This window comes from Devosia litorisediminis (genome assembly GCF_018334155.1).
In the GTDB taxonomy this organism is placed as follows: domain Bacteria; phylum Pseudomonadota; class Alphaproteobacteria; order Rhizobiales; family Devosiaceae; genus Devosia; species Devosia litorisediminis.
Genome location: NZ_JAGXTP010000001.1, coordinates 248,518 through 275,141 on the forward strand (window position 1 = coordinate 248,518; position 26,624 = coordinate 275,141).

Consider the following 26,624-nt stretch of genomic DNA (forward strand, 5'->3'; position numbering starts at 1 on the left):
AGTGGCAATTCCGGTAGGCGCGAGTGCAGGCAGCAGTGACGGGACCAGACCCCGAAATACCGATTGATCAGGCCGCGCTGACGCAGGGGCTGGTGGTGCGCGCGCAGAACGGCGATGCGGCTGCGTTCGGCGCGTTGATCGCGGCCCATTATGATCGCATCCACCGGGTGGCCTGGAAATGGAGCGGCAATGCCAGCGATGCCGAAGACATTGCCCAGGACGTCTGCGTCAAGCTGGGCCGGGTGATCGGGCAATTTGATGGTCGCTCGGCGTTTTCCAGCTGGGTGTATCGCATCACCATCAATGCGGTGCGCGATCTGCAGCGGCAATCCACGCGGCGCGCGCGCCATGCCGAGGCCTATGCCGAGGTCGCGCCGGACGATCACCCTGCCGAACAGGAAGCTGCGGCAACCTCGGTCCAGCTATGGGCGGCGGTGCGGCGGCTGCCCGAGAAACAGCGCGATGCGGTGCTGTTGGTCTACGCCGAAGAGTTGAGTCACGCGGCGGCGGCCGAGATCATGGGCATTGGTGAGGCCACCGTGTCGTTTCATGTCCACCAGGCGCGCAAGACCCTGAGAGGGTTGCTATGAGCAACGAACATCCAAACGATCCATTTGAGCAGCTGCGCGGGGCCACTGCACCGACGCCCGATGCTGATGCGCGGCAGAAAGCGCTGGCGGCGGGAATGGCCGCTTTTGCCGGTGCGCAGGAAAAATCGAATGCACCAACCCAAGGAATGGACTGGGGGCAGCGTCTCACTGCCATCATCACTTCCTTGAAAGGGAAATCGATCATGGATCTGCGTATCCCCATTGGTACTGCCGCCATCGCCCTGCTCGTTCTGCCGCTGGGCTATCAGCTTTATTCGAGCACCTCGCTGACGCCCAGTGCACCCGCTGCACAGCGCAATGTGGCGCCCTTGGCACCCAGCGAGATCAAAGAGGCGTTGGCGGTGGCCGAGCCTGCGCCGGTGTTGAGCGATCAACTGATGAGCACTGCCGATGCGCCCCAGCCAGCAGCGGCAAGCAAGGCCGCGCCCATGGGGCAGATTGCCCGCAACACGGTGCCGATGGTAATGGCCGAAAGCGATGCCATTGGTGGGGCCATGCCGGCGCCATCGCTGGCCATGGCGCCGGCAGATCCGAGCGGGGACGTGTTCAGCGACTTTGACGAGCAGCGGCTGCAAGTGGTGGCCGATGCGCCGGTGTCGACCTTTTCGGTTGATGTCGACACGGCCAGCTATGCCTATGTGCGGCGGATGCTGGAGGACGGGCTGCTGCCCGAGCCCGATGCGGTGCGTATTGAAGAGCTGCTGAATTACTTCCCCTATGACTATGCGCCAGCGAGCAGCGCAGCGGTGCCGTTTCAGCCCAGCGTGGTGGTTTATCCCACGCCTTGGAACCCGGACACGCAATTGCTGCAGATCGGCATCAAAGGCTATGTGCCGCCGACCGAGGCGGACACGCCGAGCAATCTGGTGTTTCTGATCGACACATCGGGCTCTATGAATGCGCCGGACAAACTGCCGCTGCTCAAGCGCGCCTTCGGGTTGCTGGTTGAGCAACTGGACGCGCGCGACAGTGTTTCGATCGTGGTCTATGCGGGGTCTGCCGGTGTGGTGCTGGAGCCGACGGCTGCGAGCGAGAAGGCCAAGATCCTGGCCGCGCTGGATGATCTCGCCGCTGGTGGCGGCACAGCCGGCGCCGCAGGTATCAGCCTGGCCTATCAGCTGGCCGAACAGGCCAAGGTCGAGGGCGGCACCAATCGGGTAATCCTGGCCACCGATGGCGACTTCAATGTGGGGATTGATGATCCCGATGCGCTGGAGGACTTCATCAAGACCCAGCGGGACGGTGGCGTCACCCTGTCGGTGCTGGGTTTTGGCCGGGGCAATCTGGATGATGCGACCATGCAGGCGCTGGCGCAGAACGGGAATGGCAATGCCAGCTATATCTCAAGCTTCCGCGAAGCCCAGAAGGTGCTGGTGGAGGAGGGCGGTTCGACCTTGGACATGATCGCCAAGGATGTGAAGGTGCAGGTCGAGTTCAACCCGGCCAGCGTCGCGGAATATCGCCTGATCGGCTATGAAACCCGCGCCCTCAACCGTGAAGACTTCAACAATGATGCGGTTGATGCCGGCGATGTCGGGGCCGGGCATAATGTGACTGCGCTATATGAGATCACGCCTGTCGGTTCGCCCGGCGCACTGGTGGATCCGCTGCGTTATGGCAGCGATGCCCAGGCAGGGGACGCTGAGGGCGAAATCGCGTTTCTCAAGATGCGCTACAAGCTGCCCGACAGCGATGTCAGCCAGCTGATCGAACAGCCCGTGACCGCCGATCTGGCCTATGGCGATATTGCCGATGCCGGGGTGGACCAGAAGTTTGCCGCCGCGGTGGCCGCGTTCGGGCAGAAGCTGAAGGGCTCCGATTATGGTCAGGCCTTGGGTTGGGACGATATTGCTGCCCTGGCGCAGGCCGGCCGGGGCGCCGATGAGAGCGGCTATCGCGCCGAATTCATCCAGTTGGTCCGCACGGCGGCCCTGCTCAAGCCCGACACGGCTGCCGCGTGCCGCGCCACGGCCGAGACGGCCTGCGAATAGACACAAAAAGCCCCCGGCCGCCGGGCCGGGGGCAGATGCTTCAAGCCTAGTCGAGTGGCTTGAGATTGGCCTCGATGCTGGCGCGCTGGCCTTCAAGGAATGGGGGCAGCGACAGGGTTGCGCCCAGCGATTCCATGGGCTCGTCGGTGGCGAAGCCGGGAACGTCAGTGGCAATCTCGAACAGGATGCCATTGGGCTCGCGGAAGTAGAGCGAGGTAAAGTAGAAACGCTCGACCTCGCCACTGGAGCGAATGCCAGCCTGGGTCACACGATCGATCCACAGCCGCAGGCTGTCCTGATCGGGCGTGCGGAAGGCGACATGGTGGACGCCACCGGCACCGGGACGGGCTGGGCCCATATTGGGATCGACCACGACATGGAGTTCTGCACCCGGACCGCCGGGGCCCATTTCAAAGACATGGGTTTCAGCGGTGTGGCTGGTGGTGGCGTAGGAGCGGACCTTGCGCATGTTCATCACCTGGGTGAGGACAGCCTCGGTACGGTCCAGCCGGGGCACGGCCATGCTGATCGGACCCAGACCAATGATCTGGCGCTCTGCGGGTACGGGCGACTTGGCCCAGGGCACAACCTTGTTGGCTTCATCAATGACCATGCAGAAACGCTGGCCTTCGAAATCCTCGAAATCGAGCGAGAGCTGCCCGTTGCGCTCCTTGATCGCGCTGGTGCCGACATTGTGGCCCTGCAGGTGGTCTTTCCACCAGTTCAGGCTGTCCAGGCTATCGACGCGCAGGCCGGTGCGGCTGACGGTGTGATTGCCCCGCTGCTCGCGCACGGTATCGAAATCGAAGAAGGTCAGATCGGCACCGGGGGAGGCAACGCCGTCACCATAGAACAGGTGATAGGCGGTGGTCTGGTCCTGATTGACCGTCTTCTTGATCAGTCGCATGCCCAGGGTCTTGGTATAGAAGGCCAAATTCTTCTTCGGCTCGGCGGTGACCGCCGTGAGGTGATGGATACCTCCGAGTTCGAGCGTCATGGTGAAGTCTCCTGTGGTGGCGCAGGGGGCGCCGTGTCTGTTGGCCTAGATGTAGTGCACATTAGCGGGCTTGTGCAGCGGTCCAATTAGGACAGACTGATGTCGATTTTTGAACAACGGGCATTTGATCACTGCCAAGGGGCTGCAAGCCGCTTGACAGCCGCAGGCGCCAAACCTAAATAGGCCGCACTTACGCAGCGCGGGTCACCCGGCGGGCGTAACGCCTTATGGCGGAGTAGCTCAGTTGGTTAGAGCAGTGGAATCATAATCCATGTGTCCCCAGTTCAAATCTGGGCTTCGCTACCAATTTCAAACCCTCAGAGACCGAACGGTTTCTGGGGGTTTTTGGTTTCTGGTGTTCAGTACCGGCTAATGGACTCCGCCTTTGAAGTTTCGTCACTCCCATCTGGTATGGTAGCGGCGGCTGGTGCATGGTGGCCGCGTCTTTACTGAGGGGTTTGCCATGCCGTTTCCTGATCTGATTCAGCCCGAACTCGGGGCCTATAATAGTGCGGTCGAAACGCCGGGGGATTTCTCTGCGTTCTGGGCGAGCACGATTGCCGAAGCGCGGGCGATTGGCGGGACCGTCAGCATGGAGCCGGTGGCCAGTTCGCTCAAGGCCGTCGAGGTGTTCGACGTGACATTCCCCGGCTTTGGCGGGCATCCGGTCAAGGCCTGGCTGATGCTGCCGACGCAGCGGAGCGGGCGGCTGCCGCTAGTAGTACAGTTTCAGGGTTATGGCGGCGGGCGGGGATTTCCACATGAGCAATTGCATTGGACCGCTTCGGGCTATGCCTATCTGCGCATGGATACGCGCGGGCAGGGCAGTGGCTGGAGCACGGGCACAACGGCCGACCCGGTGGGCTCGACGGCGTCGCTGCCGGGGGTGATGACCAAGGGCATTCTGGACAGACACGACTATTATTATCGCCGCCTGTTCACCGACGGGGTGCGGGCGATTGATGCCATGGTGGCGCAGGACTTTGTCGATGCCAGCCGGATCGCGGTGTGTGGCGGCAGCCAGGGCGGCGGCATCACGCTGGCGGTGGCGGGGATCGACGAGCGTGTGGCGGCAGCAATGCCCGATGTGCCGTTCCTGTCGGACTTTCCGCGCGCCGTAGCCAAGGCGCAGCGAGACCCCTATGGCGAGTTGGTGCGGTTTATGGCCCAACATCGCGACAAGAAGTCCCAAGTGTTTGAAACACTGCGCTATTTCGATGGGGTATGCTTTGCCCGGCAGGCCAAGGCGCCGGCGCTGTTTTCGGTGGCGCTGATGGATGATATCTGTCCGGCATCAACGGTTTACGGCGCCTATAACGCCTATGGCGGCAGCGACAAGACGATCCACGAATATGAGTTCAACAATCACGAAGGCGGCGGGCCTTTTCAGGAGCGCGAGCAGATGAAGTGGCTGGGGCAGCGCTTTGGTGTGTAGGGGATAATTGCCGAAAGGGCTTGCCTTGCGCAAGAAACGCAAATATTGCGTAGATAGCAAGTGAGGCAGACCCGTGGCAGTGCAGAAGCGCGCAAATCAGGCCGACATTGCTGAGCGCCTCGGCGTTTCGGTAAGCACGGTATCGCGTGCGCTGGCCAATGAAATCGGCATTAGCGACGTGGTGCGGCGCGATGTGCAGCGCATGGCGCGCACGCTGGGCTATAAATCCAAGCATATCACAGGGGCGGCGAGCGGGGATAAGCGCGCGGTCGCGCTGGTGCCGCTGGGCAGTGCGACCAGCGGGCTGTCGGGGTTTTATTTCGGTATTGTCGAGGGCATGCGCCAGCAGGCTGCCGAGGCGGGGATGACGCTGGATGTGCGGCTGGTCAATGACCAGATGGTGACGCTGGACATGATCCGCAAACAGCTGGCGCAGGCCGATGCAGGCGGCGTGCTGCTGGCCGGGATCGATGCCTGGGACGAGCTTGCGGTGTGGTCCGCTGCCGAGGATATCCCGTGCATTCTGGTCAATGGCAGTGACCCGCAAATGCGCCTGAGTTCGGTATCGCCGGCCAATTTCTATGGCGCGTATCTTGCCACGCAGCGGCTGCTCGATGCCGGGCATCGCCGTATCCTGCACTATACCCATCGCTACCGGCCCACCATCCTGCAGCGTCAGCGCGGCTTTGAGGCCGCGATCGCGGCAACGCCCGGCGCACAAGGCGTTATCGTCAATTCGGCGGACCGCCATACCGAGGAATTACTGGCCGATGTGCTGGCGGGTAAGCACGATGTGACGGCGCTGTTCAGCTGGAACGACATTGCTGCGGTCGAAATGCTGGAGGGGCTGTATGCGCCGGACAGTCCGGTGCCTGGGGGGTTCTCGATCATCGGCTTTGATGATCTGCCGCTGGCCGGCATGGCGACGCCGCGGCTGAGTACGATCCGGGTGGATCGCGAGGCAATCGGGCGCGGTGCCATCCGCTTGCTGGGGCAGCATATGGACGGCGAAACCGCCGTGCAGCAGCTTGAGGTCGGCGTCAAAATGGTCGAGGGCGAAACCGTCTCGACCGTCGTCTGACGCCGGATATTTCAACACTCCCTGAGTAAAAATGTTAGCAGACTGTGCACGTTGAGGGGCGCGCACGGTGGTTATCGACACGCTATGTCCTTGCTCGGACAACGCAAAATGAACAAATTTGCGTAACTTGCGTGATTTGCGCAAATTGCTTGAAATAGCGCAAGTTGTGCAATAGCCTTTCCGACACCAGCAATCGAGGAGACGGTCGAGGGACCGCGGGATGCTGAGGCGGGGAGTGCGACGTGGATTTGCGCCGGTGGAATGTCAAACATGTGCGCATGGTGCTGGCGACAGCGCCCGCGTTTACGCCGTTTGCCAGAAGCGGTGAGCAGGGAGTGGCGCGCATCAAATCCACTATCGGGTCGCAGGCTCTGGCGGGACTGCTCGAGCAGGCGCGGGCCGATGCGGTCGCGCCCGTTCCGGCGCTGCCCGCTGCGCTCTATCTGGAATTCATGCGGACCGGACGGCGCGAGGGCTATGAAGATGCCCAGCGCGAGCGGCGGCAGATGCTGTATCGCCTGACCCTGGCTGAATGGCTTGAGGGCGAAGGCGCCTTTATCGACGCGATTGAAAATCTGGCCTTCGCACGGCTCGAAGAGACCAACTGGTCCTGGCCTGCGCATGGGCGGGTGCTCGACATGCCGGATCGGCCGACGCTTGATCTGGCTGCAGCGATGAGCGCGCTGGATCTGGCGGAGATGGATTATCTGATCGGCGACAGGCTGTCCGCACCCTTGCGCGCCCGGTTGCGCAGCGAGACCGATCGGCGCGCCATCGCCCCGTTCCTTGAGCGCAATGATCACTGGTGGCTGCACACCACGCCGCAAAAGCAGGTTAATAACTGGACGGCGGTGTGTGTCGCCGGGGTGGTTGGCGCTGCGTGCTATTTCGAAAACGATCTGGATCGGCTGGCCGAGATCATCACGCGCGGGCTGCACAGCCTAGCCGACTATCTGGAGACCTTTGACAGCCAGGGTGGATCGAGCGAAGGGCCCGATTACTGGTCCTATGGCTTCGGCAATTATGTGGTGCTGGCGCAGTTGCTGGCGGCGCGCACGGGCGGGCAGATCGATCTGCTGAATGACGCGCGGGTGCGGGCGATTGCCGAATTTCCGGTGCGCACCATTTTGACCCAGGGCATCTGGGCGAGCTTCTCGGATTCCGACAGCACCCCGCAGTTTCATCCCGGGCTGCTGGCCTATCTGGCCGAGCGGCTTGACCTTCCTTCGCTGACCCAGCTGGGCATGAGCAACGATTTTACGGTGCAAGGCTTCAACCAGTTCGTCTGGCCATTGCGGCAATATGCGTGGCCGCTGCCGAAAAGCGAAACCGCTTTCGGGGGCACAGTGCATGACTGGTACGCCGACATGGCCTGGATGATCAGCCGGCTGGACCCGGATAATCCCGGTTCGCTGCGGCTGGCGATCAAGGGCGGGCACAATGACGAGATGCACAACCAGAACGATGTTGGCTCGTTCATGGTGGTGCACAATGGCCGCGTCGTGCTGACCGATCCGGGGCGCGGGCGCTATTCCAAGGCCTATTTCGGCCCCGAGCGGTACGAGAACATCATGGCCTCCTCGCGCGGGCATTCGGTGCCGGTGGTCAATGGCCATGCGCAGGCCGAAGGCGCCGCGCATGCCGCGCGCGTGCTCGACCATGGTCATGGCGCCGAGCAGGATCGGCTGCGGCTCGAGATGGCAGCGGCCTATCCGGCAGCAGCAGGGCTCAAGACGCTGGAGCGCGATGTGGTGTTTGACCGCGCCGTGCCCGGTGGGCGGATCGAACTCACGGACAGTTTCAGTTTTGCCGATGGTGGCGGGCAGTTCGTGTCCGCGCTGATCACCCCGCTGGCCGTGCAGGTCGGCAGCGCCACGGTGCGCATTGGCGATGACAATGGCGGGGTGGTGGTGGGGTTCGACCCGGCCATTGTGCAGGTCGATACCGAACGCCACCCCGGCGTCGAAAAACAATATGCCCCCTCGGTCGATCTGACCCGTGTGCTGTTTACAGCGGCGGGACAGGCAGCGACCGGCAAGGTGGTGATGGAGATCTCACCGTTCTGAACGAGCGGGAGCGCCGGTCAACGACCGGCAAGAAGAGGGCGTGGATGCCCAAACCATCCACGCAGTTACGGATGACGACACTGTGTCGGCATGCGCCTGACGAGAACCCGGGTGAGGGAAAGCCCGGAAAGGGAGGACTATGATGAGACATGATGCAAATTTCGGTCGCATGCGAGGCCGCAGCGGTCTGCGTCTGGCCGGTGCGGTGGCGCTGAGCGCACTGCTTGCGGCTGCCGGACCGGCGCTGGCGCAACAGGCGCCCGAGCTTGATGCGCTGGTGGCCAGCGGTGACCTGCCGCCGCTTGAAGAGCGCCTGCCTGCCAATCCGCTGGTGCTCAATGCCGACAGCATCGGCACCTATGGCGGCACCTGGCATATGGGCATGCGCGGCGGCGGCGATAACGGGCTGATCGTCAAGACCGTGGCCTATGAAGGTCTGGTGCGGTTTGACCAGGAATGGAAGACCGTGGTGCCCAACCTGGCCGAGAGCTGGGAAGCCAATGAAGACGCCACCGAATACACCTTCCATCTGCGTCAGGGCGTGAAGTGGTCGGACGGCACCCCGTTCACCAGTGCCGATATCGAATTTGCCGTCGAGATCTATAATGACCCCGATTATCCGGCCGGCAGCTGGATCGACAACGTCAACAATCCCGTGCATCTCGAGGTGATTGACGATTACACGTTCAAGTTCCGGTTCGATCAGCCCAATGGCATGCTGATGGACGAAATGGCCAGCGTGAACGGCATTCACATCACCTCGCTGCAGAAGGCCTATTGCAGCCAGTTCCACCCCAAATATAACGAGAATGCCGCTGCCGAAGCCGAAGCCAAGGGCTTTTCGAGCTGGGCGCTGTATCTGCAGGACCGTTGCGCCTGGGGCTGGGAAACCATCCGTTTCTCCAATCCTGATCTGCCAACGCTGTATGCCTGGGTGATCGATCAGCCCCTGTCGGCCAATGCGAGCCACGTTACCTGGGATCGCAACCCCTATTACTGGAAGGTCGACGCCGAGGGTAACCAGCTGCCCTATATGGATCATCTGGACATGCGGGTCAGCGAATCCATCGAAGAGCTGACACTGCTGGCGCTCAATGGCGAGATCGATTTCCAGGAACGCCACATCGCCACCAATACCAACAAGCCACTGTTCTATGACGGGCAGGAAGCGGGCGATTATCACCTGGGCGAGATCATCCCATCGGCGTCCAATACGCTGGTGCTGCAGCTCAACTTCAACCATGACGATCCGGTCAAGCGGGCGCTGTATCAGGACAAGAACTTCCGCATCGGCATCTCCGAAGCCATTGACCGCGAAGAGATCGTCGATGTGGTGTTCACCGGTCAGGGTGAACCCTTCCAGGTGGCACCGCGTCCGGAATCGCCGTTCTATGACGAAGAGCTGGCCAAGCAGTACACCGAGTTCAATCCCGAAAGCGCGATCGAGCATCTTGAAGCGGCCGGCCTGACCGAAACCAATGGTGACGGCGTCCGCCTGATGAGCGATGGCCGTCCGGCCAAGATCACGGTCGATGTGATCTCCTCGCTGCGGCCGGAATGGATCGATATTCTCGAAATCATGCAGCTACAGCTCAGCTCGGTCGGCATTGAAATCGAGCTCAACAATATCGACCGTACGCTGTTCTACGACAAGCGCCCGGGCAATGAGTTCGATGCGCAGGTCTGGGCCGGCGACGGTGGTCTCGAAGTGGTGCAGGAGCCCCGCTACTACTTCCCGGCCAATGATGAGTCGGTCTGGGCCTGGCGCTGGGCACAGTGGTTCAACGGCACGCGTCCTGAAATCGCCGAAGAGCCCGCTGACTGGGCCAAGGAACAGATGGAGCTCTACAAGCAGATCCGTTCCTCGAGCGATCCCGATCAGCGTGCTGACCTGATGAAGCAGATCCTGGCGATCACCAAGGAACAGTTCCCGGTGATCGGCGTCAGCCTGATGCCGAACGGCTATTCGATCATCAAGAACAATCTGGGCAATGCGCCTGAGACGATGTTCAACGCCTGGCTGTTCCCGACGCCATCGCCGATGGATCCAGCCACCTGGTACTTCAAGTAAGCGGGGGACGTCCTCCCCTCCCGCCCGATCCCCTCGCGGCCGCAACGGCCGCGGGGGGACCCTGAAACCGACTAGAGTATCCGACAATGGTCCAGTTCGTGATCCGGCGTTTCATCGCCATGGTGCTGACGATGTTTGCCATCTCGTTTGTGGCCTTCGCTATCATCCAGCTGCCACCCGGCGATTATCTGACCGCCTATATTGCCCAGCTTTCGGCGACCGGCGAGCAGGTCGACCCCAAGGTGATCGAGAACCTGCGCCAGCAATACGGCCTGGGCGAGCCATATCTGGTGCAGTACTGGAAATGGGTGAGCGGCATCATGGTGGGTAATTTCGGCCAGAGCTTTGAGTGGAAGCGGCCGGTGTCCGAACTGATCTGGGGCCGGCTGGGCAATTCGATCCTGCTCGAAGGCATTGCGGTGATCGCCATGTGGCTGATCGCGCTGCCAATCGGGGTCTACGCCGCGGTTCGCAAATACTCGCTGGGCGATTATCTGGCGACCGTGCTGGGCTTTATCGGCCTGGCTGTGCCGAACTTTTTTTTCGCGCTGATCCTAATGTATCTCAGCTTTACCTGGTTCGGCGAAACCATTGGCGGGCTGTATTCGCCCGAATTCGAGAACGCGCGCTGGAGCCTGGCCAAGCTGTGGGACTTCCTGTCCAATGCCTGGATCCCGGTGCTGGTGCTGGCCACGGCCGGTACGGCCGAACTGATCCGCATTCTGCGCGCCAACCTGCTTGATGAGCTCAAAAAGCCCTATGTGACCACGGCCCGGGCCAAGGGCCTGCCGGAGTGGCGCGTCATTCTGAAATATCCCGTTCGTCTGGCGCTCAACCCGCTGGTCTCCACCATTGGCTGGCTGTTGCCGGCGCTGGTGTCGGGCTCGGTGATCGTGTCGGTGGTGATGAATTTGCCGACGGCCGGACCGATGCTGCTGCGCTCGCTGACGACGCAGGACATGTATCTGGCAGGGGCCATCATCCTGCTGCTGAGTGTGCTGACGGTGGTCGGTACGTTGATTTCGGACATCCTGCTGGCCTGGATCGATCCGCGCATCCGGTATGGCGGCAAGTAAATGACCATGAACATTCACGCAGATGACGGGACGCTGAGCATGGCGGAAGTGACGCCCAAAAAGGCGGTACGGGAAAGCCAGACGGCGCTGATGTGGCGCCGCTTCAAACGGCACAAGCTGGCGCTGGTCAGCCTGTGGGTGGTGATCGCCTTTTACCTGATTGCCATCTTCGCCGAGTTTCTGGCGCCCACCGATCCCTCGGCCTACAATCCGCGCTATACCTATGCGCCGCCACAGGGCATCAATTTCGTGGCCGTGCAGGAAGACGGCAGCTGGACCTTCGGGCCCTATGTCTATGGCTACAAGACCGAAATCGACCCGGTCGCGCTGCGCCGCACCTTTGTGATCGACGAGACCGAGCGGCTGCCAATCACGCTGTTTGCCGAGAGCAAGCCGTATCTGCTGGCCGGCTTCATCCCGATGTCGACCAAGCTGTTCGGCGTGTCGGTGCCGCGGGCCCCACTTTATGTGCTGGGTGCGGACCGATTGGGCCGTGACCTGTTGAGCCGATTGATCCACGGGACGCGCATTTCGCTTTCCATCGGTCTGGCCGGTGTGACGATGAGCCTGTTCTTCGGCATCATCATTGGCGGGTTTGCCGGCTATTATGGCGGCTGGTTCGACAGTGCGGTGATGCGTGTGGTGGAGTTCATCCGCTCCATGCCGACCATTCCGCTCTGGCTAGGTCTGGCCGCTGCCATGCCCAAGGACTGGACGGCGCTGCAGACCTATTTCGCCATCACCATCATCCTGAGCCTGATCGGCTGGACCGAGCTGGCGCGGGTGGTGCGGGGGCGCTTCCTGAGCCTGCGCACCGAGGATTTCGTGACCGCTGCGCAGCTGGATGGGGCCAGCGACTGGCGCATCATCACCCGGCACATGGTGCCCAGCTTCACCAGCCACATCATTGCGGCGGCGACGCTGGCCATTCCGGGCATGATCCTGGCTGAAACCGCGCTGAGCTTTCTTGGGCTGGGGCTGCAGGCCCCGATCGTGAGCTGGGGGACGCTGCTGCAGGACGCGCAGAATATCCGCACGCTGGCGACCGCGCCGTGGCTGCTGACGCCGGGCATCTGCGTGGTCATCATCATTCTGGCAATGAACTTTTTCGGAGACGGCCTTCGTGATGCCGCTGATCCACATGGGCGATGAGATGATGACTATGCGCGCTGACGATACCACCACCCGCATTGCCTCCCCTTCGTGGGGAGGGACCAAGGGTGGGGGTTCTCCGACAATCGCAGAGGCAAGGTCATGAGCAAACCTCTTCTGAAAATCGACAATATGTCGATCGTGTTTTCCTCGCCCGATGAGGCCGATATCGAAGCCGTGCGGCAGGTCGATCTGAGCCTGACGCCGGGCAAGACCCTGGCGCTGGTGGGCGAAAGCGGCTGCGGCAAGTCGGTGACCGCGCGCGCCGTGCTGCGACTGCTCGACAAGAATGCCGATGTGCGCACCGGCAGTATCGTGTTCACCCCGGCGGGGGAGGACGCCACCGATATTGCCCGGCTCAAGCCGGACAGCCTGGCGATGCGGCGCATTCGCGGCAACCAGATCTCGATGATCTTTCAGGAGCCGATGAGCTCGCTATCGCCGGTGCATACGATTGGCGACCAGATTGACGAGATGATGACCATTCACGAGGGGCTGGGCGGCAAGGCGGCGCGCGAGCGTACCGTGGCGCTGCTCGACCAGGTCGGCGTGCCCGGCGCACGCGAGCGGGCCGATGCATATCCGTTTCAGCTGTCGGGTGGATTGCGTCAGCGGGCGATGATCGCCATGGCGCTGGCGTGCACACCGCAATTGCTGATTGCCGATGAGCCGACCACGGCGCTGGATGTCACGACGCAGGCGCAAATTCTGGATCTGCTGCGCCAGCTGCAGGCCGATTTCGGCATGGCGATGCTGTTCATCACCCATGATCTGGGCGTGGTGGCGGAAATCGCCGACGAGGTGGCGGTGATGTATCTGGGCGATGTGGTGGAGCAGGGCAGCGTGTTCGACGTGTTCTCGGCGCCCAGGCATCCCTACACGCAGGCGCTGATGAACTCGATCCCCAAGATGTCGCGCAAGGCGGACCGGGTGCGACTGAACCCGATCAAGGGCACGGTGCCCGCACCCAAGGACCGGCCAACAGGCTGTGCCTTTACCAGCCGCTGCCCGCATGCGTTCGAGCCCTGCGCCAGCGTGCGTCCGGTGCGTACCGATGTGGGCAATGGGCATCATGCGCGGTGTCATCTGCTGACCCAGGCGCCGGTGGAGGCAATGGCATGAGTACGCTGCTGAGTGTGGAGCATCTCTCCAAGCATTTTACCCTGAGTGGCGGGTTGATCGGCAAGGAACGCCGGCTCGATGCGCTGACCGATATCAATCTGACCGTGGAGGCCGGCGAGACGCTGGCCATTGTCGGCGAGAGCGGCTGTGGCAAGACCACGCTGGGGCGCTGCATCATTCAGGCGCAGCCGGTCAGCGAAGGCAAGGTCGTCTATCATCCCAAGAGCGGCGGCGATGTCGAGCTGACAGCGCTGACCAAGCGCGAGATCAAGCCATGGCGGCAAGACATCCGCATGATCTTTCAGGACCCGATGAGCTCGCTGAATCCCAATATGCGGGTGTTCGATATCGTGGCCGAGCCGCTGCGCATTCACAAGATCGCCAAGGGCAAGGCGCTGGAGGAGCTGGTGATCTCGACGCTGGAAAAGGTCGGGATCCCCGCCGAAGCAGCAGGCCGCTATCCGCATGCGTTTTCGGGCGGCCAGCGTCAGCGTATCGGTATTGCCCGGGCACTGGTGCTGGACCCCAAGCTGGTGATTGCCGATGAGGCGGTGTCCGCGCTGGACGTCTCGATCCAGGCGCAGGTGCTCAATCTGCTCGAGGACCTCAAGGCGGAGTTCGGGCTGACCTATATCTTCATCAGCCATGATCTGGGCGTGGTGAACTACATCGCGGACCGGGTGGTGGTGATGTATCTGGGCCATGTGGTGGAGAATGCGCCCACCGAAATGCTGTTTGAGCGACCACGCCATCCCTATAGCGAATTGCTGCTTGAGGCGCTGCCGATTGCCGACCCGTTGCGGCGCAAGGGGCGCAGCGCCGAAGTGCGCGGGGAAATCCCCTATCTGGGCAATCGGCCGGTTGGCTGCCCTTTCCACACACGCTGCAAATATGCCGAAGACCGCTGCCGGACCGAACGGCCGGCGCTGCGCCCGATCAACGGGACAGCCCAGGAAGCGGCCTGCCATTTTGCCGAGAAACTTGAATTGAGTGGCGCCTATGATGACGCGCCAGCGAGGACCTATGCCTAGATGACTTATGATCCTGTGAGCGCCAATCCTCTTTCTGGCAATCCTCTGACGAGCCGCGATGATGTGGTTGGGGGGCTGCACGCCCTGTTTGACCCGCTGCTGCCTTATTTTTCCGAAGGCGGGGCGCGCGTGCGGCTTGATGGGGCCGCGGCGCATTTTGACCGCGCAGCGGCCGACCTCGAAGGGTTTGCCCGGCCGCTATGGGGGCTGACGCCGCTGGCGGTGGGCGGTGGCAGTTTTGAACACTGGGAGCTGTATCGGCGCGGACTGGCCAATGGCACAGACCCCGAGCATCCTGAATATTGGGGGGCGGTCAATTCGACCGACCAGCGCATGGTTGAGCTGGCCGCGATCGGCTTCACCATGCGGATGGTGCCCCAGCATGTCTGGGCGCCGCTGTCGCAGAAGGCCAAGGACAATCTGGCGGCCTATCTGCTGCATGCGCGCCAGTTCGATTATGCGGACAATAATTGGAAGTTCTTCCGCATTCTGGTCGATCTGGGGCTGGAGGAATGCGGCGTCGATTTCGACCGTTCGCTGACCGAGAAATATCTCGAGGAGCTGGACGGGTTCTATCTGGGCGAGGGCTGGTATCGCGACGGCAATGTGCGCCGCATTGACCACTACATTCCCTTCGCCATGCATTTTTACGGTCTGATCTACGCCAAGCTGGCGCGCGGCGACGAGAAGCGCGTTGCTGCCTATAAGGAGCGCGCAGTGGCGTTCGCGAAGGATATCCGCCACTGGTTTGACGAGGATGGTGGCACGCTGGCCTTCGGGCGCAGCCTGACCTATCGCTTTGCCTGTGGCGGCTTCTGGGGCGCGCTGGCGTTTGCTGATGTGGAGGCGCTGCCCTGGGGCGAAATCAAGGGCCAGTTCATGCGTCATCTGCGCTGGTGGGCAGACAAGCCAATTGCCCATGGCAATGGCGTGCTCTCGGTCGGCTATGGCTATCCCAACCTGTTCATGAGCGAGAGCTATAATTCGGCAGGCTCGCCCTATTGGGCGCTCAAGGCCTTTCTGCCGCTGGCGCTGGGGGCCGATCACCCGTTCTGGACCGCTGAGGAAACCCCGGCTGTCATCGACGAGACGCCCATTCCGCTCAAGCATCCCGGCATGGTGATGATGCATACCAAGGGCAATGTGGTGGCGCTGTCGAGCGGCCAGCAGAACTGGCAGATGCGCAATGGCACCGAAAAATACGCCAAGTTCGTCTATTCCAGCCGCTATGGCTTTTCGGTGGAGGTCGATGAGCGGGCCTATCATCAGGGCGCGTTTGACGGGGCGCTGGCGTTTTCCGATGACGGGCGGCACTACCGGGTGCGCGAGACCAATGAGGTGGCCCAGATTGCCGGTGACACGCTGTATGCACGCTGGAAACCCTGGAGCGATGTGAGCGTGGAGACGTGGCTGCTGCCGGCCAATCCGTGGCACATCAGGGTGCACCGGATCACCACGCCACGCGCGTTGCATGCGACCGAGGGCGGCTTTGCCATTGGGCGCGCCGATCTGAACGCCGATAGGCTGCGCGAAGAGGCGGGCCGGGCCGTTGCGCACAGCGCCACCGATCTCAGCGTCATCGTCGATCTGGCCGGGACGCGGGACGGGCGGACGCAGAAAGCCTATCCCAATACCAATCTGATCGTGTCGAAAACGCTGGTGCCGCAATTGCGCGGCGACATCGCGGCTGGCACGACGGTATTGGTGACCGCGGCCATGGCGATGCCCGCGGGCAGCGATGCCGAGGCGGCGCTGAACAAGCCACCGGCGGCACCCGATCTGGCGGCGCTTGAGGCACTGTTTGCCCGCGCGGGCATTGATGTCAGCGCCATTCTGGTCCCGGAGCGGTTCTGATGGGTCCAAAAATTGCTTTTGCCATGGCGGCGGACAAGACCAAATTCGTGTTCGACGCGCAGGCGTTGGACCGGTTGGGCCGGAATTGCGAGATTGTGCGTCAGGCGCCGCTGAGCGAATTCAGCAGTGCCGAAGCCCGGGCCGTGCTGGCGCAGATTGATGTGCTGATCACCGGCTGGGGCTGTCCGACGATTTCAGCCGATGTGCTCAAGGCGGCGCCCCGCCTGCAATTGATCGCGCATGCGGCCGGCACAGTGAAATACATGCTGGACCCGGCGGTGTATTCGGCCGGGATCACCGTGACCCATGCGGCCGACGCCAATGCGGTGCCGGTGGCCGAGTTCACCCTTGCCGCGATCATCTTTGCCAATAAGCGGATGTTTGAAATGCGCGACCGTTATCGGGCTGACCCGAGCCGGTCGAGCACCTATGCTCTGGCCGATGAACCCATCGGCAATTATCACCGCACGGTGGGGCTGGTCGGCGCTTCGCGCATTGGGCGCAAGGTGGCCAAATTCCTGCAGGGTTTCGATTTCACCGTGCTGGTCAGCGACCCGTTTGTGCAGGCCGATGACCCTCTTCTGGCGGGAGCCGAACTGGTTTCGCTCGAAACGCTGATGGCGCGCTCTGATGTGGTATCAATCCATGCGCCATCACTGCCCACCACGCGGGCGATGATCGGTGCCAGCCAGCTCAAGCTGATGCGGGACGGGGCAGCGTTCATCAATACGGCACGCGGTGCGCTGGTGGATGAGGAGGCCCTGATTGCCGAACTGCAGACCGGACGGATCCATGCGGTGATCGATGTGACCGATCCCGAAATTCCCGATCCCAGTTCGCCCCTCTATACTCTACCCAATGTGTTTCTGACGCCGCATGTGGCGGGCGCAATCGGCACTGAACGGTTGCGGCTGGGCGAGTTGGTGGTCGACGAAATCGAACGCTTCATTGCTGGTACGCCGCTGGAATATGCCGTGGAGCCCGGTTTGCTGGAGCGGCTGGCATGACGAGCTCGCCCTCGGGCGAAGGCCCGCTCGCCCGGCGTGATGCGGCGACCACTCCAGAGCGGGAGCACGTGGCGCGGCTGCAATTTCTGACCTGGGACCGGACGCCAAAGGACATTGCAGCCCCCCAGCATCAGGCGCGTCTGGCGCGGCTGGAGCAGAGCGCGGGCGCCCGGTTTGCCGACACCGCCTATGTGGCAGCCGATGCGGCGATCTTTACCAGCCATCTGGTGGTCGGTGCGCAGAGCTGGATTGCCGGGCATGCCCTGGTGCGCGGTGATGTGGAATTTGGCGCGCATTGCACGGTCAACAGCTATGCGATGATTTCGGGCAAGGTGCGCTGTGGCGACGGGGTGCGCATTGCCAGCCATGTCAGCATTGTCGGGTTCAATCACGGCTTTGATGATCCCAGCGTGCCGATCCACACCCAGGCGCATGAGAGCCTTGGCATCACCATTGGGGATGATGTGTGGATCGGGGCCAATGCGGTGGTGCTTGATGGGGTTGCGGTGGGCGCCGGCGCCGTGATCGCGGCAGGCGCCGTCGTGAGCAAGGACGTGCCGCCGCTGGCGATTGTGGGCGGGGTGCCCGCCAGGCTGGTGCGCTATCGCGGACAGTCCGCCAAGGGCGACGCAGAGGCGAGCCTGGCCCGGCTGGGTGCGGTGGCAGGCCAGCAATGGCCCGAGATCCTGGCACGCCACCGGCAGGACGGGACTTATGTTTCGATCGAGGCCGATGGACAGGCGCGCGCCAGCGCGCGGCATCGCAATGATGCCATCGAGATTGCGGCGGGCTTTGGGGCCTTGCCCGAGGGGCTCGATGCAGCGGCCACACTGGCTGAACTGCAGGCGATGCAGGACCCCCAGACAGGGCTGTTTCCAGACCCGCACCGGCCCATCGCAGCCGGACAGGCCATGCGCGATGATGGGCTGGCGCTCTATAATGTGCTCTCGGTTGGCTATGCGATCGAGGTGCTGGGCGGGCAGCCGAAGCATCCGGTTGCGGCAGTTGAACTGGGTGCGCCCGAGCTGTGCGATTGGCTGGAGGGTCTGAGCTGGCGGGAGCGGGCCTGGGGCGCAGGCGCAGCGGTGGATGCGATCGGCACGGCGCTCTATTTCAACGCGCGCTATTTTACCAGCGGGCGGGCGCGCGAAACGCTGTTTGGCTGGCTGGCGCTGCATCAGGATCGTGGCACAGGATTGTGGGGGTCTCCGACCGCGGACGAAGGGCTGCTGCAGCCGGTCAACGGGTTCTATCGCCTGACACGGGGCACATATGCCCAGTTTGGCGTGCCGGTGCCCGGTGTCGAAAAGGCCATCGACAGCGTGCTGCACAATCATCGCCAATATGGCGGGTTTGCCGGGCCGACCTATACGGCGTGCAATCTGCTCGACACCATTCATCCGCTCTGGCTATGCCTGCAGCAGACAGACCACCGCCGGGCCGAAGCCGAAGCGATTGCGCGGGCGGTGATCGGCCGGGCCGAGGAGCGCTGGATCAGCGGGCAGGGCTTTGGATTTGCCGATGGGCAGACCGCGAGCCTGCAGGGCACCGAAATGTGGCTCAGCGTGGTCCATCTGGCCGCTGCGCTGCTGGGGATTGAAGACGCGTTCGCGTTTGTGCCCAAGGGCGTCCATCGGACGCGGGCCGTGGGGCTGGGGTTGTAGCGATCAGCGAGCCTTGCGCCGCAGGAACAAAAGCCCCCCACCCTTGATCCCTCCCCACAAAGGGGGAGGGAGACGATGGAGCCGACAGCCTGGCAGCTGGTCAGGCCGGAGCAGACGAAAGAGAATGAGCATGGCAGGCAAATCGGCACTGGTGGTGTGGGGCGGCATGGAATTGCATACGCCCGAGCGGGGGGCACAGGTGGTGCGCGACCTGCTCGAAGCCGAGGGTTTCGCGGTCACCGTGACGCCCGACTATGAGGCGCTGGGCGCTGAGGATGTCGGGCGGTTTGATCTGGTGGTCCCGGTGATTACCGATGGGCAATTGGCGCCGGAGAAAATGGCCAATCTGATCGCGGCCGTGCGGGCGGGGACGGGGCTGGCGGGCTATCATATGGGGCTGGCGACGAGCTTTCGGTCCAGCGTGCCGTTCCGCTATGCGGCCAGCTGCTACTGGGTGCAGCATCCGGGCAATATCATCACCTACACGGTGGATGTGTGCCAGAGCGATCACCCGATCATGGCGGGGATCGAGAGCTTTGAGCATACCTCCGAGCAGTATTATCTGAACTACGACCCGGCGGTTGATGTGCTGGCGACGACGGTGTTTTCCGGCGAATTCCATTCCTGGCGCAAGGATGTGGTGATGCCGGTGGTGTTCACCACCATGCATGATCAGGGGCGGGTGTTTTATTCCTCGCTGGGCCACACGGCGGATGAACTGGCGGGCGGGCCTGTGCGCGAAATCCTGCGACGCGGGCTGCTGTGGGCGGCGCGCTAGGGTTGGGCATTCCCGTTCCTGGCCTGGTGGGTTAACCCTTTTGGGTGGATACCCCCTCCTAGCCTCCCCCTGACAGGGGGAGGAAACGGTTCGGTGCCTAGTGGCGCTATTGCTGCTGTTGCTGGGCCTGGCGTTTGAGCACTTCTGATTCGGGCAGGGCGTTGGCGTAGCCAAGCTCGCGGTTGGCGCGGGACCAGAAGGCAGGGTGGACGCTGTCCAGCAGGGCCGGGTCAGTCGCGGACAGGCCAAGGGCGCGGCGCTGAACCGGGTCGAGATAAAGCACGACATTCTGGCGGTACCAGGCCGGGATGGCCTCGTCGGCCCAGATGGCAGGGCGGATGGCGTCGTGGGCGGTATAGCCGTGGTTGGCGAAGTGGCTGGCCCACCAGCTGTGCCATTGTTCATTGAGATGACCGACGCCGCCCTGGCCGGGAATGGCGGCGCTGAACAGGATGGCCGGGGCCAGCGCGACCAGATCGGCGATGAAGCCGGGGGCGCGGCCGGGTGAGAGGTGCTCGGCCACTTCGAGCGAGATGGCAAGATCGACGCGCGGGGCGGCAAAGCCCTGTTCGAGATTGTGCGCCGTGAAGGTGATACGGGGATCATCGAGCATGTCGGGGGTCACCCAATCGCCTTCGAGGCCCATGGCGGTGTCTGCCCCCGCCGCCAGCGCTGCAGCCAGCCAGGTGCCGGTGCCACAACCGATATCGGCCACCGACGTTTGGGGCAGGGCGGCGGGCAGGGCAGCCAGCACCTGCCGGGCCGCATAGGCGGTGTGGGCGCGGCGGTTCTGATAGAAATCAGCGGGATAGAGCGAGGCGGTCATGGTGGCCCGATCGGTTGGAGGCGAGCAGCCTAAAGCGAGTACGCGGCGGGGACCAGACAGGATCATTTGTGCTGGAACCTGCGGAGGCGATCAACGTTCTCAAGCCAGCGTCGCAACACCATGCAATGGAGACAAGCACAATGGCTTCCGAAAAGACCCTCAATGACCTGTTTCTCGATACGCTCAAGGACATTTATTACGCTGAGCGGCAGATCGTGAAGACCCTGCCGAAAATGGCCAAGGCTGCCAATTCCGAGGCGCTCAAGGCCGGGTTCGAAAAGCACCTCGAAGAGACCCATGGCCATGTCGAGCGGCTCGAGCAGATCTTTGAGCTGCTGGGCAAGGCACCGCGCGGCAAGACCTGTGACGCCATCCTGGGCATTATCGAGGAAGGCAAGGAGATCATGGACGAGTTCAAGGGCACGGTGGCGCTTGATGCCGGTCTGGTTTCGGCGGCCCAGGCTGTCGAGCACTATGAGATTGCCCGCTATGGCACGCTGAAGACCTGGGCCACCCAGCTGGGCATGAAAGATGCCGCCAAGCTGCTCGATGCCACGCTGCAGGAAGAACTGGCTACCGATCTGTCGCTGAGCGAACTGGCGACCAGCGAGGCCAACCAGAAGGCGGCCTGAGGATAGTGCAGGCGCAGGTTTTGCCCTGCGCCTGATCGGGTCGGTTCACGCGCATGCACAAAAACTCCGAGATCGCCGAGGCCATTCGGCTGACCGCGTATTTTCTGTGGGAGCAGGATGGCTGCCCGCCCGGGCGGGCGTTTGAATACTGGCTGCGCGCCAAGGCACAACATCAGCGCCAGCTCGATTATGATCGCTGGCTGGCGCAGGGTGCGCCCGATGATGACGTCGACCGATCCGATCAGACATGAAAACGGGCCCCGCGGGGCCCGTTCTTGCAGGTCGTGATCGGCGCGGGCCTTAGTCCTTGGCGCGCTCGACGTATGAATTATCCTCGGTGAGGATAACGATGCGGGTGCCGGCGCCGATATGGGGCGGGACCATGCATTTGAGGCCATTGGTGAGCACGGCTGGCTTATAGGACGAGGACGCCGTCTGGCCCTTGACCACAGGTTCGGTCTCGGCGATCTCGACGGTCACGCGCTGTGGCAGTTCCATCGACAGGGCGTTGCCCTCAAAGGTCTTGAGGTGAACCTTCATGCCATCGGTGAGATAGGCGGCCTGATCGCCGATCACGTCGTTATGCACGGTGATCTGTTCGAAGCTGACAGGCTCCATGAAGTGATGGCCTTCACCATCGGAATACAGATAGTCGTATTCGCGGTCATCGACGTCGGCCTTTTCGACCATTTCGACGGTGCGCCAGCGACCGACAACCTTCACGCCATCGGAGATGCGGCGCATGTTGACGTTGGTGATGGAATTGCCCTTGCCGGGGTGGACATTTTCCTGCGTCAGGATGACGTGCAGATTGCCGTCCTGCTCGACGACATTGCCCTTGCGCAGCGAAGAGGCGATGACCTTGACCATTATTCTTCCTTGTTCGTAACGGGAGCGCGTCGTAGAGGCTGAGGCCATCTGCGCGCGAAAAGCTGTTTTGTCGTGCGCCAACTACCCTATCTCGGCGCAAATCTCCAGCCTTGGTGTCATAAAGGTCCCATGAGCCACAGCAAATCATTGCAAGCCTCAGCCTGGTGGACACCATCGGTCCATGCCGACCGGCGGCCAATCCTGATGGCGCGCAACCGGATCGAGGCGGCGGTGCGGGGCTATCTGGCAGGCGCTGATTTTGTGCTGGTTGATCCGCCCGGTCTGCAGCGCTCGCCGGGCAATGAGACCCATCTGCATGCCTTTGGCACGCAGATGATCGGCAATGACGGGGTGGGGGAGCCGATGTATCTGCACACCTCGCCCGAGTTCACCATGAAAAAGCTGCTGGCGGCGGGCGAAACCCGCATCGCCAGCCTGGGGCATGTGTGGCGCAATCGCGAGCGCAGCGCGCTGCACCATCCCGAATTCACCATGCTGGAATGGTATCGGGCGGGCGAAGCCTATGACGCGATCATTGCCGATTGCGTGGCGCTGCTGCGGCTGGCGGCCCAGACCACCGGGGTCGCGATGCTGCGTTACAAGAGCTTTGAGTGCGATCCGTTCGCTGAGCCGGAGCGGCTGAGCGTGGTCGATGCCTTTGCGCGCTATGCCGGGATCGACCTGTTTGCCAGCATGGACGCGGACGGGGTGACCGATGGTGACGTGCTGGCGCAGCAAATGCTGGAATTGGGCATGGCGGTGCCAATCGATCGTAGCTGGAGCTATCTGTTCAGCCTGATCCTGACCGACAAGGTCGAGCCGCAACTGGGGATGGGGCGGATCACCGTGCTGGACCGCTATCCAGCGGCAGAAGCGGCATTGGCGCGGCGCGCGAGCGATGATCGGCGGGTGAGCGAGCGGTTCGAGCTTTATGCCTGTGGCGTGGAACTGGCCAACGGGTTTGGCGAGTTGACCGATGCGGATGAGCAGCGGACGCGCTTTATCGCTGAAATGGCCGAGAAGGAGCGCATCTATGGCGAGCGCTATCCGATCGATGAGGATTTTCTGGCGGCTTTGGCATTGATGCCGGAGGCCAGCGGGGTGGCGCTGGGTTTTGACCGGCTGGTGATGCTGGCGACGGCGGCGCCCCGGATCGAGGCGGTGCTGTGGGCGCCGGTGGCTCAATGAGCGCTCCGACTTTTTTCGCCCCGTTTTTTCAGTCGACACCCTCCCCCATCGAGGGGAAGGCACTGTCCAGTGGATGGGCGGGATCTTGTCCATGAAGACGGTAAAAGATCTGGTGCAGGCCGGGCTGGTGAATGATGGCGCCGGGCTGGAGGCGGTTGCGCAAAAGTATGCGGTGGGGATTACCCCGGCCGTCGTGGCGCTGATTGACCGTGATGATCCCAATGATCCGATGGCGCGACAGTTCGTGCCCAGTGCCGCAGAGCTGGTGCAGATGCCGGATGAGCGCGTCGATCCAATTGGCGATCTGACCCATTCGCCGGTCGAGGGCATTGTGCATCGCTATCCCGATCGGGTGCTCCTCAAGGCCGTGCATGTGTGTCCGGTCTATTGCCGGTTCTGCTTCCGGCGCGAAATGGTGGGACCGCAGGGGCTGGGGACGCTGACACCGGGCCAGATGGATGCGGCGGTGGATTATATCGCCAGCCATAGCGAAATCTGGGAAGTGATCCTGACGGGCGGTGATCCGCTGGTGCTGTCGCCGCGCCGTCTGCGCGACATGATGGTCCGCCTGGCGGGTATCGAACACATCAAGATCGTGCGGTTTCATACCCGCGTGCCGGTGGTGGAACCCGAGCGGGTGGATGCGGCGATGATCGACGCGCTGACCGCGAGCGGCAAGACAACCTATCTGGCGGTGCATGCCAATCACCCCCGCGAGTTCACGCCGGAGGCCCGCGCAGCGATGGCGCGCATGCATGCGGGCGGGCTGGCGCTGATCAGCCAGTCGGTGCTGCTCAAGGGGGTCAATGACGACGTTGAAACGCTGGCCGCGCTGATGCAGCGTTTCGTGGAGAACCGGGTGCAGCCCTATTATCTGCACCATCCCGATCTGGCGCCGGGCACCAGCCATTTCCGGGTGAGTATTGCAGATGGGCAGGCGCTGGTCGCGGGCTTGCGCGGGCGGATTTCGGGGCTGTGTCAGCCTACCTATGTGCTCGATATTCCGGGCGGCCACGGCAAGGCCGATATCCGGACCGCTGCCATTTCTGGCGGCGATGGCTGCTTTACCGTGCGTGACTGGCAGGGCGGCGAGCACGCCTATCCGCCCAAATAAAGGGGCCCCGCGAGGCCCCCTTCAATATCGTGTGCAGTGGTGCTGAAAGGCGCCCTAGTTGACGACCTGCGGGTCGACATCGGCGCTGTAGTCGACGCCACCAATGGCAAAGCCGAACAGCTTGAGGAATTCCTCGCGGTGCTTGGGCAGGTCGGCCAGATCGGGCAGGGTCTCGGTGGTGAGTAGCGCCCAGCGCTTTTTCAGCTCGGTCTGGACGGTGTCGGAGAGCTCCCAGTCATCGACGCGGACGCGGCTTTCGTCGTCCAGCGCGATGTCGCCCTGCAGCTTTTCGCGGAACAGGCGATCAATCTGCTCGATAGTGCCTTCGCCAAGGCCCATTTCGTCCATCACCTTGATCAGCAAAGTACCATAGAGCGGCACCACGGGAATGGCCGAGCTGGCCTGGGTAACGACGGCCTTGAGCGCCACGACATGGGCGGCGTGTTCACCGTGGGCGGCGCGGATGGCGGCGGCGGCGCGATCAAGATCGGCCTTGGCGCGGCCCAGCGTGCCCTTGTGGTAGATCGGCCAAGTCAGCTCGCTGCCCAGATAGGTGTAGTTGAGCGACTGGAAACCATCGGCCAGAACGCCAGCTTCGGAAAGTGCCTTGATCCAGAGTTCCCAATCTTCGCCGCCCATCACCTTGACGGTGGCCTGAGCTTCTTCCTCGGTGGCGGGCTCGACGGTGATCTCGGAGACTTCGCCGGTTGAGGTGTTCAGCGTCTTGGAGGTCACCTGGCTACCGTAAGGCTTGATGGCCGAGCGATAGGTGACGCCGTCTGTGGGGTCGGTGCGGACCGGGGAGGCGACCGAATAGACGATCATGTCGACCTGGCCGAGATTGGCGCGGATGGCCTCAACGGTTTCGGCCTTGATGGCGTCCGAGAAGGCATCGCCTTCAATGGTCACGGCCTTGCGACCAGCGGCCTTGGCGCGGTTTTCAAAGGCCCGGTTATTGTACCAGCCAGCCGAGGCAGGCTTGGTTTCGCCGGGGGCGCGCTCAAAGGAGACGCCAACGGTATCGGCGTCGCTGCCGAAGGTGTTGACGATGCGCGAGGCCAGGCCATAACCGGTGGAGCAGCCCAGCACGAGCACGCGCTTGCGAGCCGAAGGGATGGGGCCCTTGACCACAACATGATCGATCTGGCGCTGCACATTGGTGGCGCAGCCAGTGGGATGGGCGGTGGTGCAGATAAAGCCGCGAATCTTGGGCTCGATGATCATGGGGATGTCTCCTAGATTTGCCTCAAGGCAATAGCGGGATTGGCGGCGCAGGGCTAGTACCCTCGGCCGTCGTGCAGCCTAACCCCCGCGGGGGTCAGACCGTTTCGAGCGCGCGTCCGGCCGGGAAGATGCCCGACATGACGATGAAGCCGGGAATGCGGCGGACACGATCGGTCCAGCGACGCAGGGCCGGATAGTCCTGGCGCGCAATACCACCTTCTTCGCTGAGCATCACATAGGGGAAGCAGGCAATGTCGGCGGTGGTGGGATGGGCGGGTGAACAGAGCCAGTCGCGGCCTTCGCGCTCGCCGAACCAGAGGTGTTCATCCATCAGGCGGAAAATGCGGTGGGCGCCCTGCTGGGCCTTTTCGAGGTCGACATCATAGAACATGCCCAGCGCCAGTCGCGCGGCGGAACTGGTGGCGGTGATGTCGTCGGCCACCGCATGCCAGCGCAGGACCTGGGCAGTAATGGCCGGATCATTAGGGAACCACTGGCCGGTCGCGTCATATTTTTTGGCGAGATAGGCCAGGATCGCCCCGGAATCCGACAGGGTCAGATCGTCGTCCTGGAGGACGGGCAGCTGGCCAAAGGGATTGAGGCGCAGGAACGCGTCGGATTTGTGCTGGCGACCGGGATAGAAATCGATCGGGATGACGTCATAGCGCAGCTTGAGGATGCTCATGAGCAGGCGCAGCTTGTAGCAATTGCCCGAGAGCTCGAAGTCGTAAAGGGTGATGCTCATGGCAGGAAACGTCCGGTCCTGGGCTCCCTCCCCCTTGTGGGGAGGGTTGGGGTGGGGGTGTCTGATTGCTGAACTGGTGGGCGCGCAGT

23 protein-coding genes and 1 tRNA gene are annotated in these 26,624 nt (G+C 62.7%); 19 read left to right on the top strand and 5 right to left on the bottom strand.

What is annotated here, in order from left to right; translation table 11 throughout:
- Positions 1 to 77: 77 nt before the first annotated feature.
- Both KD146_RS01210 and KD146_RS01215 read left to right on the top strand, forming a co-directional pair.
- On the top strand, positions 78 to 590 hold the full coding sequence (locus KD146_RS01210; RefSeq protein WP_212659059.1) for an RNA polymerase sigma factor: 513 nt from the start codon (positions 78 to 80) through the stop codon (positions 588 to 590).
- Positions 587 to 2,602 carry a vWA domain-containing protein gene (locus tag KD146_RS01215; protein WP_212656937.1) on the top strand — a complete coding sequence of 672 codons (2,016 nt, stop codon included), beginning with the start codon at positions 587 to 589 and terminating at the stop codon, positions 2,600 to 2,602. Before KD146_RS01210 ends, KD146_RS01215 begins: the two co-directional genes overlap by 4 nt.
- Positions 2,603 to 2,648: 46 nt before the next feature.
- Here the strand turns inward: KD146_RS01215 and KD146_RS01220 are convergent, their stop codons facing one another.
- Entirely contained in the window at positions 2,649 to 3,599 is a 951-nt protein-coding gene (locus tag KD146_RS01220) for a ring-cleaving dioxygenase (RefSeq protein ID WP_212656938.1), read from the bottom strand.
- Between the two features lie 229 nt (positions 3,600 to 3,828).
- Here KD146_RS01220 and KD146_RS01225 point away from each other — a divergent pair.
- The 13 genes from KD146_RS01225 to KD146_RS01285 all read left to right on the top strand — a co-directional run bounded on the left by KD146_RS01225 (position 3,829) and on the right by KD146_RS01285 (position 19,936).
- Positions 3,829 to 3,905, top strand: a tRNA-Met gene (locus KD146_RS01225).
- Positions 3,906 to 4,062: 157 nt separating this feature from the next.
- Positions 4,063 to 5,034 (top strand): acetylxylan esterase, encoded by a 972-nt coding sequence (locus KD146_RS01230; protein WP_212656939.1) that lies wholly within the window; start codon positions 4,063 to 4,065, stop codon positions 5,032 to 5,034.
- Between the two features lie 73 nt (positions 5,035 to 5,107).
- Positions 5,108 to 6,115, top strand: coding sequence for a LacI family DNA-binding transcriptional regulator (locus tag KD146_RS01235; RefSeq protein WP_212656940.1), 1,008 nt, complete (start codon positions 5,108 to 5,110; stop codon positions 6,113 to 6,115).
- Between the two features lie 242 nt (positions 6,116 to 6,357).
- Positions 6,358 to 8,181: a heparinase II/III domain-containing protein gene (locus KD146_RS01240; protein ID WP_212656941.1), complete on the top strand. Its 1,824-nt coding sequence runs from the start codon at positions 6,358 to 6,360 to the stop codon at positions 8,179 to 8,181.
- Positions 8,182 to 8,323: 142 nt separating this feature from the next.
- Positions 8,324 to 10,252: an ABC transporter substrate-binding protein gene (locus KD146_RS01245; protein WP_212656942.1), complete on the top strand. Its 1,929-nt coding sequence runs from the start codon at positions 8,324 to 8,326 to the stop codon at positions 10,250 to 10,252.
- An 86-nt stretch (positions 10,253 to 10,338) separates the two neighbouring features.
- The gene (locus KD146_RS01250; RefSeq protein WP_212656943.1) at positions 10,339 to 11,328 is read left to right on the top strand and encodes an ABC transporter permease; all 990 of its coding nucleotides are present in this window, start codon (positions 10,339 to 10,341) and stop codon (positions 11,326 to 11,328) included.
- On the top strand, positions 11,329 to 12,480 hold the full coding sequence (locus KD146_RS01255) for an ABC transporter permease (RefSeq protein ID WP_212656944.1): 1,152 nt from the start codon (positions 11,329 to 11,331) through the stop codon (positions 12,478 to 12,480).
- A gap of 102 nt (positions 12,481 to 12,582) precedes the next feature.
- On the top strand, positions 12,583 to 13,602 hold the full coding sequence (locus tag KD146_RS01260; RefSeq protein WP_212656945.1) for an ABC transporter ATP-binding protein: 1,020 nt from the start codon (positions 12,583 to 12,585) through the stop codon (positions 13,600 to 13,602).
- Positions 13,599 to 14,633: an ABC transporter ATP-binding protein gene (locus KD146_RS01265; RefSeq protein ID WP_212656946.1), complete on the top strand. Its 1,035-nt coding sequence runs from the start codon at positions 13,599 to 13,601 to the stop codon at positions 14,631 to 14,633. Before KD146_RS01260 ends, KD146_RS01265 begins: the two co-directional genes overlap by 4 nt.
- Positions 14,634 to 16,487 carry a DUF2264 domain-containing protein gene (locus tag KD146_RS01270; RefSeq protein ID WP_212656947.1) on the top strand — a complete coding sequence of 618 codons (1,854 nt, stop codon included), beginning with the start codon at positions 14,634 to 14,636 and terminating at the stop codon, positions 16,485 to 16,487.
- A complete protein-coding gene (locus KD146_RS01275) occupies positions 16,484 to 17,494 on the top strand; it encodes a hydroxyacid dehydrogenase (RefSeq protein WP_212659060.1) in 1,011 nt (336 codons plus the stop codon). The genes KD146_RS01270 and KD146_RS01275 overlap by 4 nt, the downstream gene beginning before the upstream one ends.
- A complete protein-coding gene (locus tag KD146_RS01280; protein ID WP_212656948.1) occupies positions 17,491 to 19,158 on the top strand; it encodes an acyltransferase in 1,668 nt (555 codons plus the stop codon). Before KD146_RS01275 ends, KD146_RS01280 begins: the two co-directional genes overlap by 4 nt.
- 130 nt (positions 19,159 to 19,288) lie before the next feature.
- Positions 19,289 to 19,936 carry a ThuA domain-containing protein gene (locus KD146_RS01285; RefSeq protein WP_212656949.1) on the top strand — a complete coding sequence of 216 codons (648 nt, stop codon included), beginning with the start codon at positions 19,289 to 19,291 and terminating at the stop codon, positions 19,934 to 19,936.
- Positions 19,937 to 20,042: 106 nt separating this feature from the next.
- On the opposite strand, the gene KD146_RS01290 is transcribed toward KD146_RS01285, so the two are convergent.
- The gene (locus KD146_RS01290) at positions 20,043 to 20,762 is read right to left on the bottom strand and encodes a hypothetical protein (RefSeq protein WP_212656950.1); all 720 of its coding nucleotides are present in this window, start codon (positions 20,760 to 20,762) and stop codon (positions 20,043 to 20,045) included.
- A 140-nt stretch (positions 20,763 to 20,902) separates the two neighbouring features.
- On the opposite strand from KD146_RS01290, the gene KD146_RS01295 reads away from it, so the two are divergent.
- Positions 20,903 to 21,394, top strand: a complete 492-nt coding sequence (locus KD146_RS01295) for a YciE/YciF ferroxidase family protein (RefSeq protein ID WP_212656951.1) — start codon at positions 20,903 to 20,905, stop codon at positions 21,392 to 21,394.
- 53 nt (positions 21,395 to 21,447) lie between these two features.
- Positions 21,448 to 21,645, top strand: coding sequence for a DUF2934 domain-containing protein (locus tag KD146_RS01300; protein WP_212656952.1), 198 nt, complete (start codon positions 21,448 to 21,450; stop codon positions 21,643 to 21,645).
- Between the two features lie 49 nt (positions 21,646 to 21,694).
- Here the strand turns inward: KD146_RS01300 and efp are convergent, their stop codons facing one another.
- A complete protein-coding gene (gene efp / locus KD146_RS01305; RefSeq protein ID WP_212656953.1) occupies positions 21,695 to 22,264 on the bottom strand; it encodes an elongation factor P in 570 nt (189 codons plus the stop codon).
- 129 nt (positions 22,265 to 22,393) lie between these two features.
- Between efp and epmA the strand changes: the two genes are divergently transcribed.
- Complete coding sequence (gene epmA, locus KD146_RS01310; RefSeq protein WP_212656954.1) at positions 22,394 to 23,452, top strand: EF-P lysine aminoacylase EpmA; 1,059 nt, start codon at positions 22,394 to 22,396, stop codon at positions 23,450 to 23,452.
- A gap of 73 nt (positions 23,453 to 23,525) precedes the next feature.
- Positions 23,526 to 24,566, top strand: a complete 1,041-nt coding sequence (locus tag KD146_RS01315; RefSeq protein ID WP_212656955.1) for a lysine-2,3-aminomutase-like protein — start codon at positions 23,526 to 23,528, stop codon at positions 24,564 to 24,566.
- A 54-nt stretch (positions 24,567 to 24,620) separates the two neighbouring features.
- Here KD146_RS01315 and fabV read toward each other — a convergent pair whose 3' ends face one another.
- Positions 24,621 to 25,790 carry an enoyl-ACP reductase FabV gene (fabV, locus tag KD146_RS01320; RefSeq protein ID WP_212656956.1) on the bottom strand — a complete coding sequence of 390 codons (1,170 nt, stop codon included), beginning with the start codon at positions 25,788 to 25,790 and terminating at the stop codon, positions 24,621 to 24,623.
- Between the two features lie 94 nt (positions 25,791 to 25,884).
- The gene (locus tag KD146_RS01325; RefSeq protein ID WP_212656957.1) at positions 25,885 to 26,535 is read right to left on the bottom strand and encodes a glutathione S-transferase family protein; all 651 of its coding nucleotides are present in this window, start codon (positions 26,533 to 26,535) and stop codon (positions 25,885 to 25,887) included.
- Between the last annotated feature and the right edge of the window lie 89 nt (positions 26,536 to 26,624).

Excerpts from the sequence above, each read along its gene's own strand:
- KD146_RS01215 (WP_212656937.1), top strand. The coding sequence starts at position 587 with ATGAGCAACGAACATCCAAACGATCCATTTGAGCAGCTGCGCGGGGCC.
- KD146_RS01220 (WP_212656938.1), bottom strand. The coding sequence starts at position 3,599 with ATGACGCTCGAACTCGGAGGTATCCATCACCTCACGGCGGTCACCGCC.
- KD146_RS01230 (WP_212656939.1), top strand. The coding sequence starts at position 4,063 with ATGCCGTTTCCTGATCTGATTCAGCCCGAACTCGGGGCCTATAATAGT.
- KD146_RS01245 (WP_212656942.1), top strand. The coding sequence starts at position 8,324 with ATGAGACATGATGCAAATTTCGGTCGCATGCGAGGCCGCAGCGGTCTG.
- KD146_RS01250 (WP_212656943.1), top strand. The coding sequence starts at position 10,339 with ATGGTCCAGTTCGTGATCCGGCGTTTCATCGCCATGGTGCTGACGATG.
- KD146_RS01255 (WP_212656944.1), top strand. The coding sequence starts at position 11,329 with ATGACCATGAACATTCACGCAGATGACGGGACGCTGAGCATGGCGGAA.
- KD146_RS01260 (WP_212656945.1), top strand. The coding sequence starts at position 12,583 with ATGAGCAAACCTCTTCTGAAAATCGACAATATGTCGATCGTGTTTTCC.
- KD146_RS01265 (WP_212656946.1), top strand. The coding sequence starts at position 13,599 with ATGAGTACGCTGCTGAGTGTGGAGCATCTCTCCAAGCATTTTACCCTG.
- KD146_RS01270 (WP_212656947.1), top strand. The coding sequence starts at position 14,634 with ATGACTTATGATCCTGTGAGCGCCAATCCTCTTTCTGGCAATCCTCTG.
- KD146_RS01280 (WP_212656948.1), top strand. The coding sequence starts at position 17,491 with ATGACGAGCTCGCCCTCGGGCGAAGGCCCGCTCGCCCGGCGTGATGCG.
- KD146_RS01285 (WP_212656949.1), top strand. The coding sequence starts at position 19,289 with ATGGCAGGCAAATCGGCACTGGTGGTGTGGGGCGGCATGGAATTGCAT.
- KD146_RS01290 (WP_212656950.1), bottom strand. The coding sequence starts at position 20,762 with ATGACCGCCTCGCTCTATCCCGCTGATTTCTATCAGAACCGCCGCGCC.
- KD146_RS01295 (WP_212656951.1), top strand. The coding sequence starts at position 20,903 with ATGGCTTCCGAAAAGACCCTCAATGACCTGTTTCTCGATACGCTCAAG.
- KD146_RS01300 (WP_212656952.1), top strand. The coding sequence starts at position 21,448 with ATGCACAAAAACTCCGAGATCGCCGAGGCCATTCGGCTGACCGCGTAT.
- efp (WP_212656953.1), bottom strand. The coding sequence starts at position 22,264 with ATGGTCAAGGTCATCGCCTCTTCGCTGCGCAAGGGCAATGTCGTCGAG.
- epmA (WP_212656954.1), top strand. The coding sequence starts at position 22,394 with ATGAGCCACAGCAAATCATTGCAAGCCTCAGCCTGGTGGACACCATCG.
- KD146_RS01315 (WP_212656955.1), top strand. The coding sequence starts at position 23,526 with ATGGGCGGGATCTTGTCCATGAAGACGGTAAAAGATCTGGTGCAGGCC.
- fabV (WP_212656956.1), bottom strand. The coding sequence starts at position 25,790 with ATGATCATCGAGCCCAAGATTCGCGGCTTTATCTGCACCACCGCCCAT.
- KD146_RS01325 (WP_212656957.1), bottom strand. The coding sequence starts at position 26,535 with ATGAGCATCACCCTTTACGACTTCGAGCTCTCGGGCAATTGCTACAAG.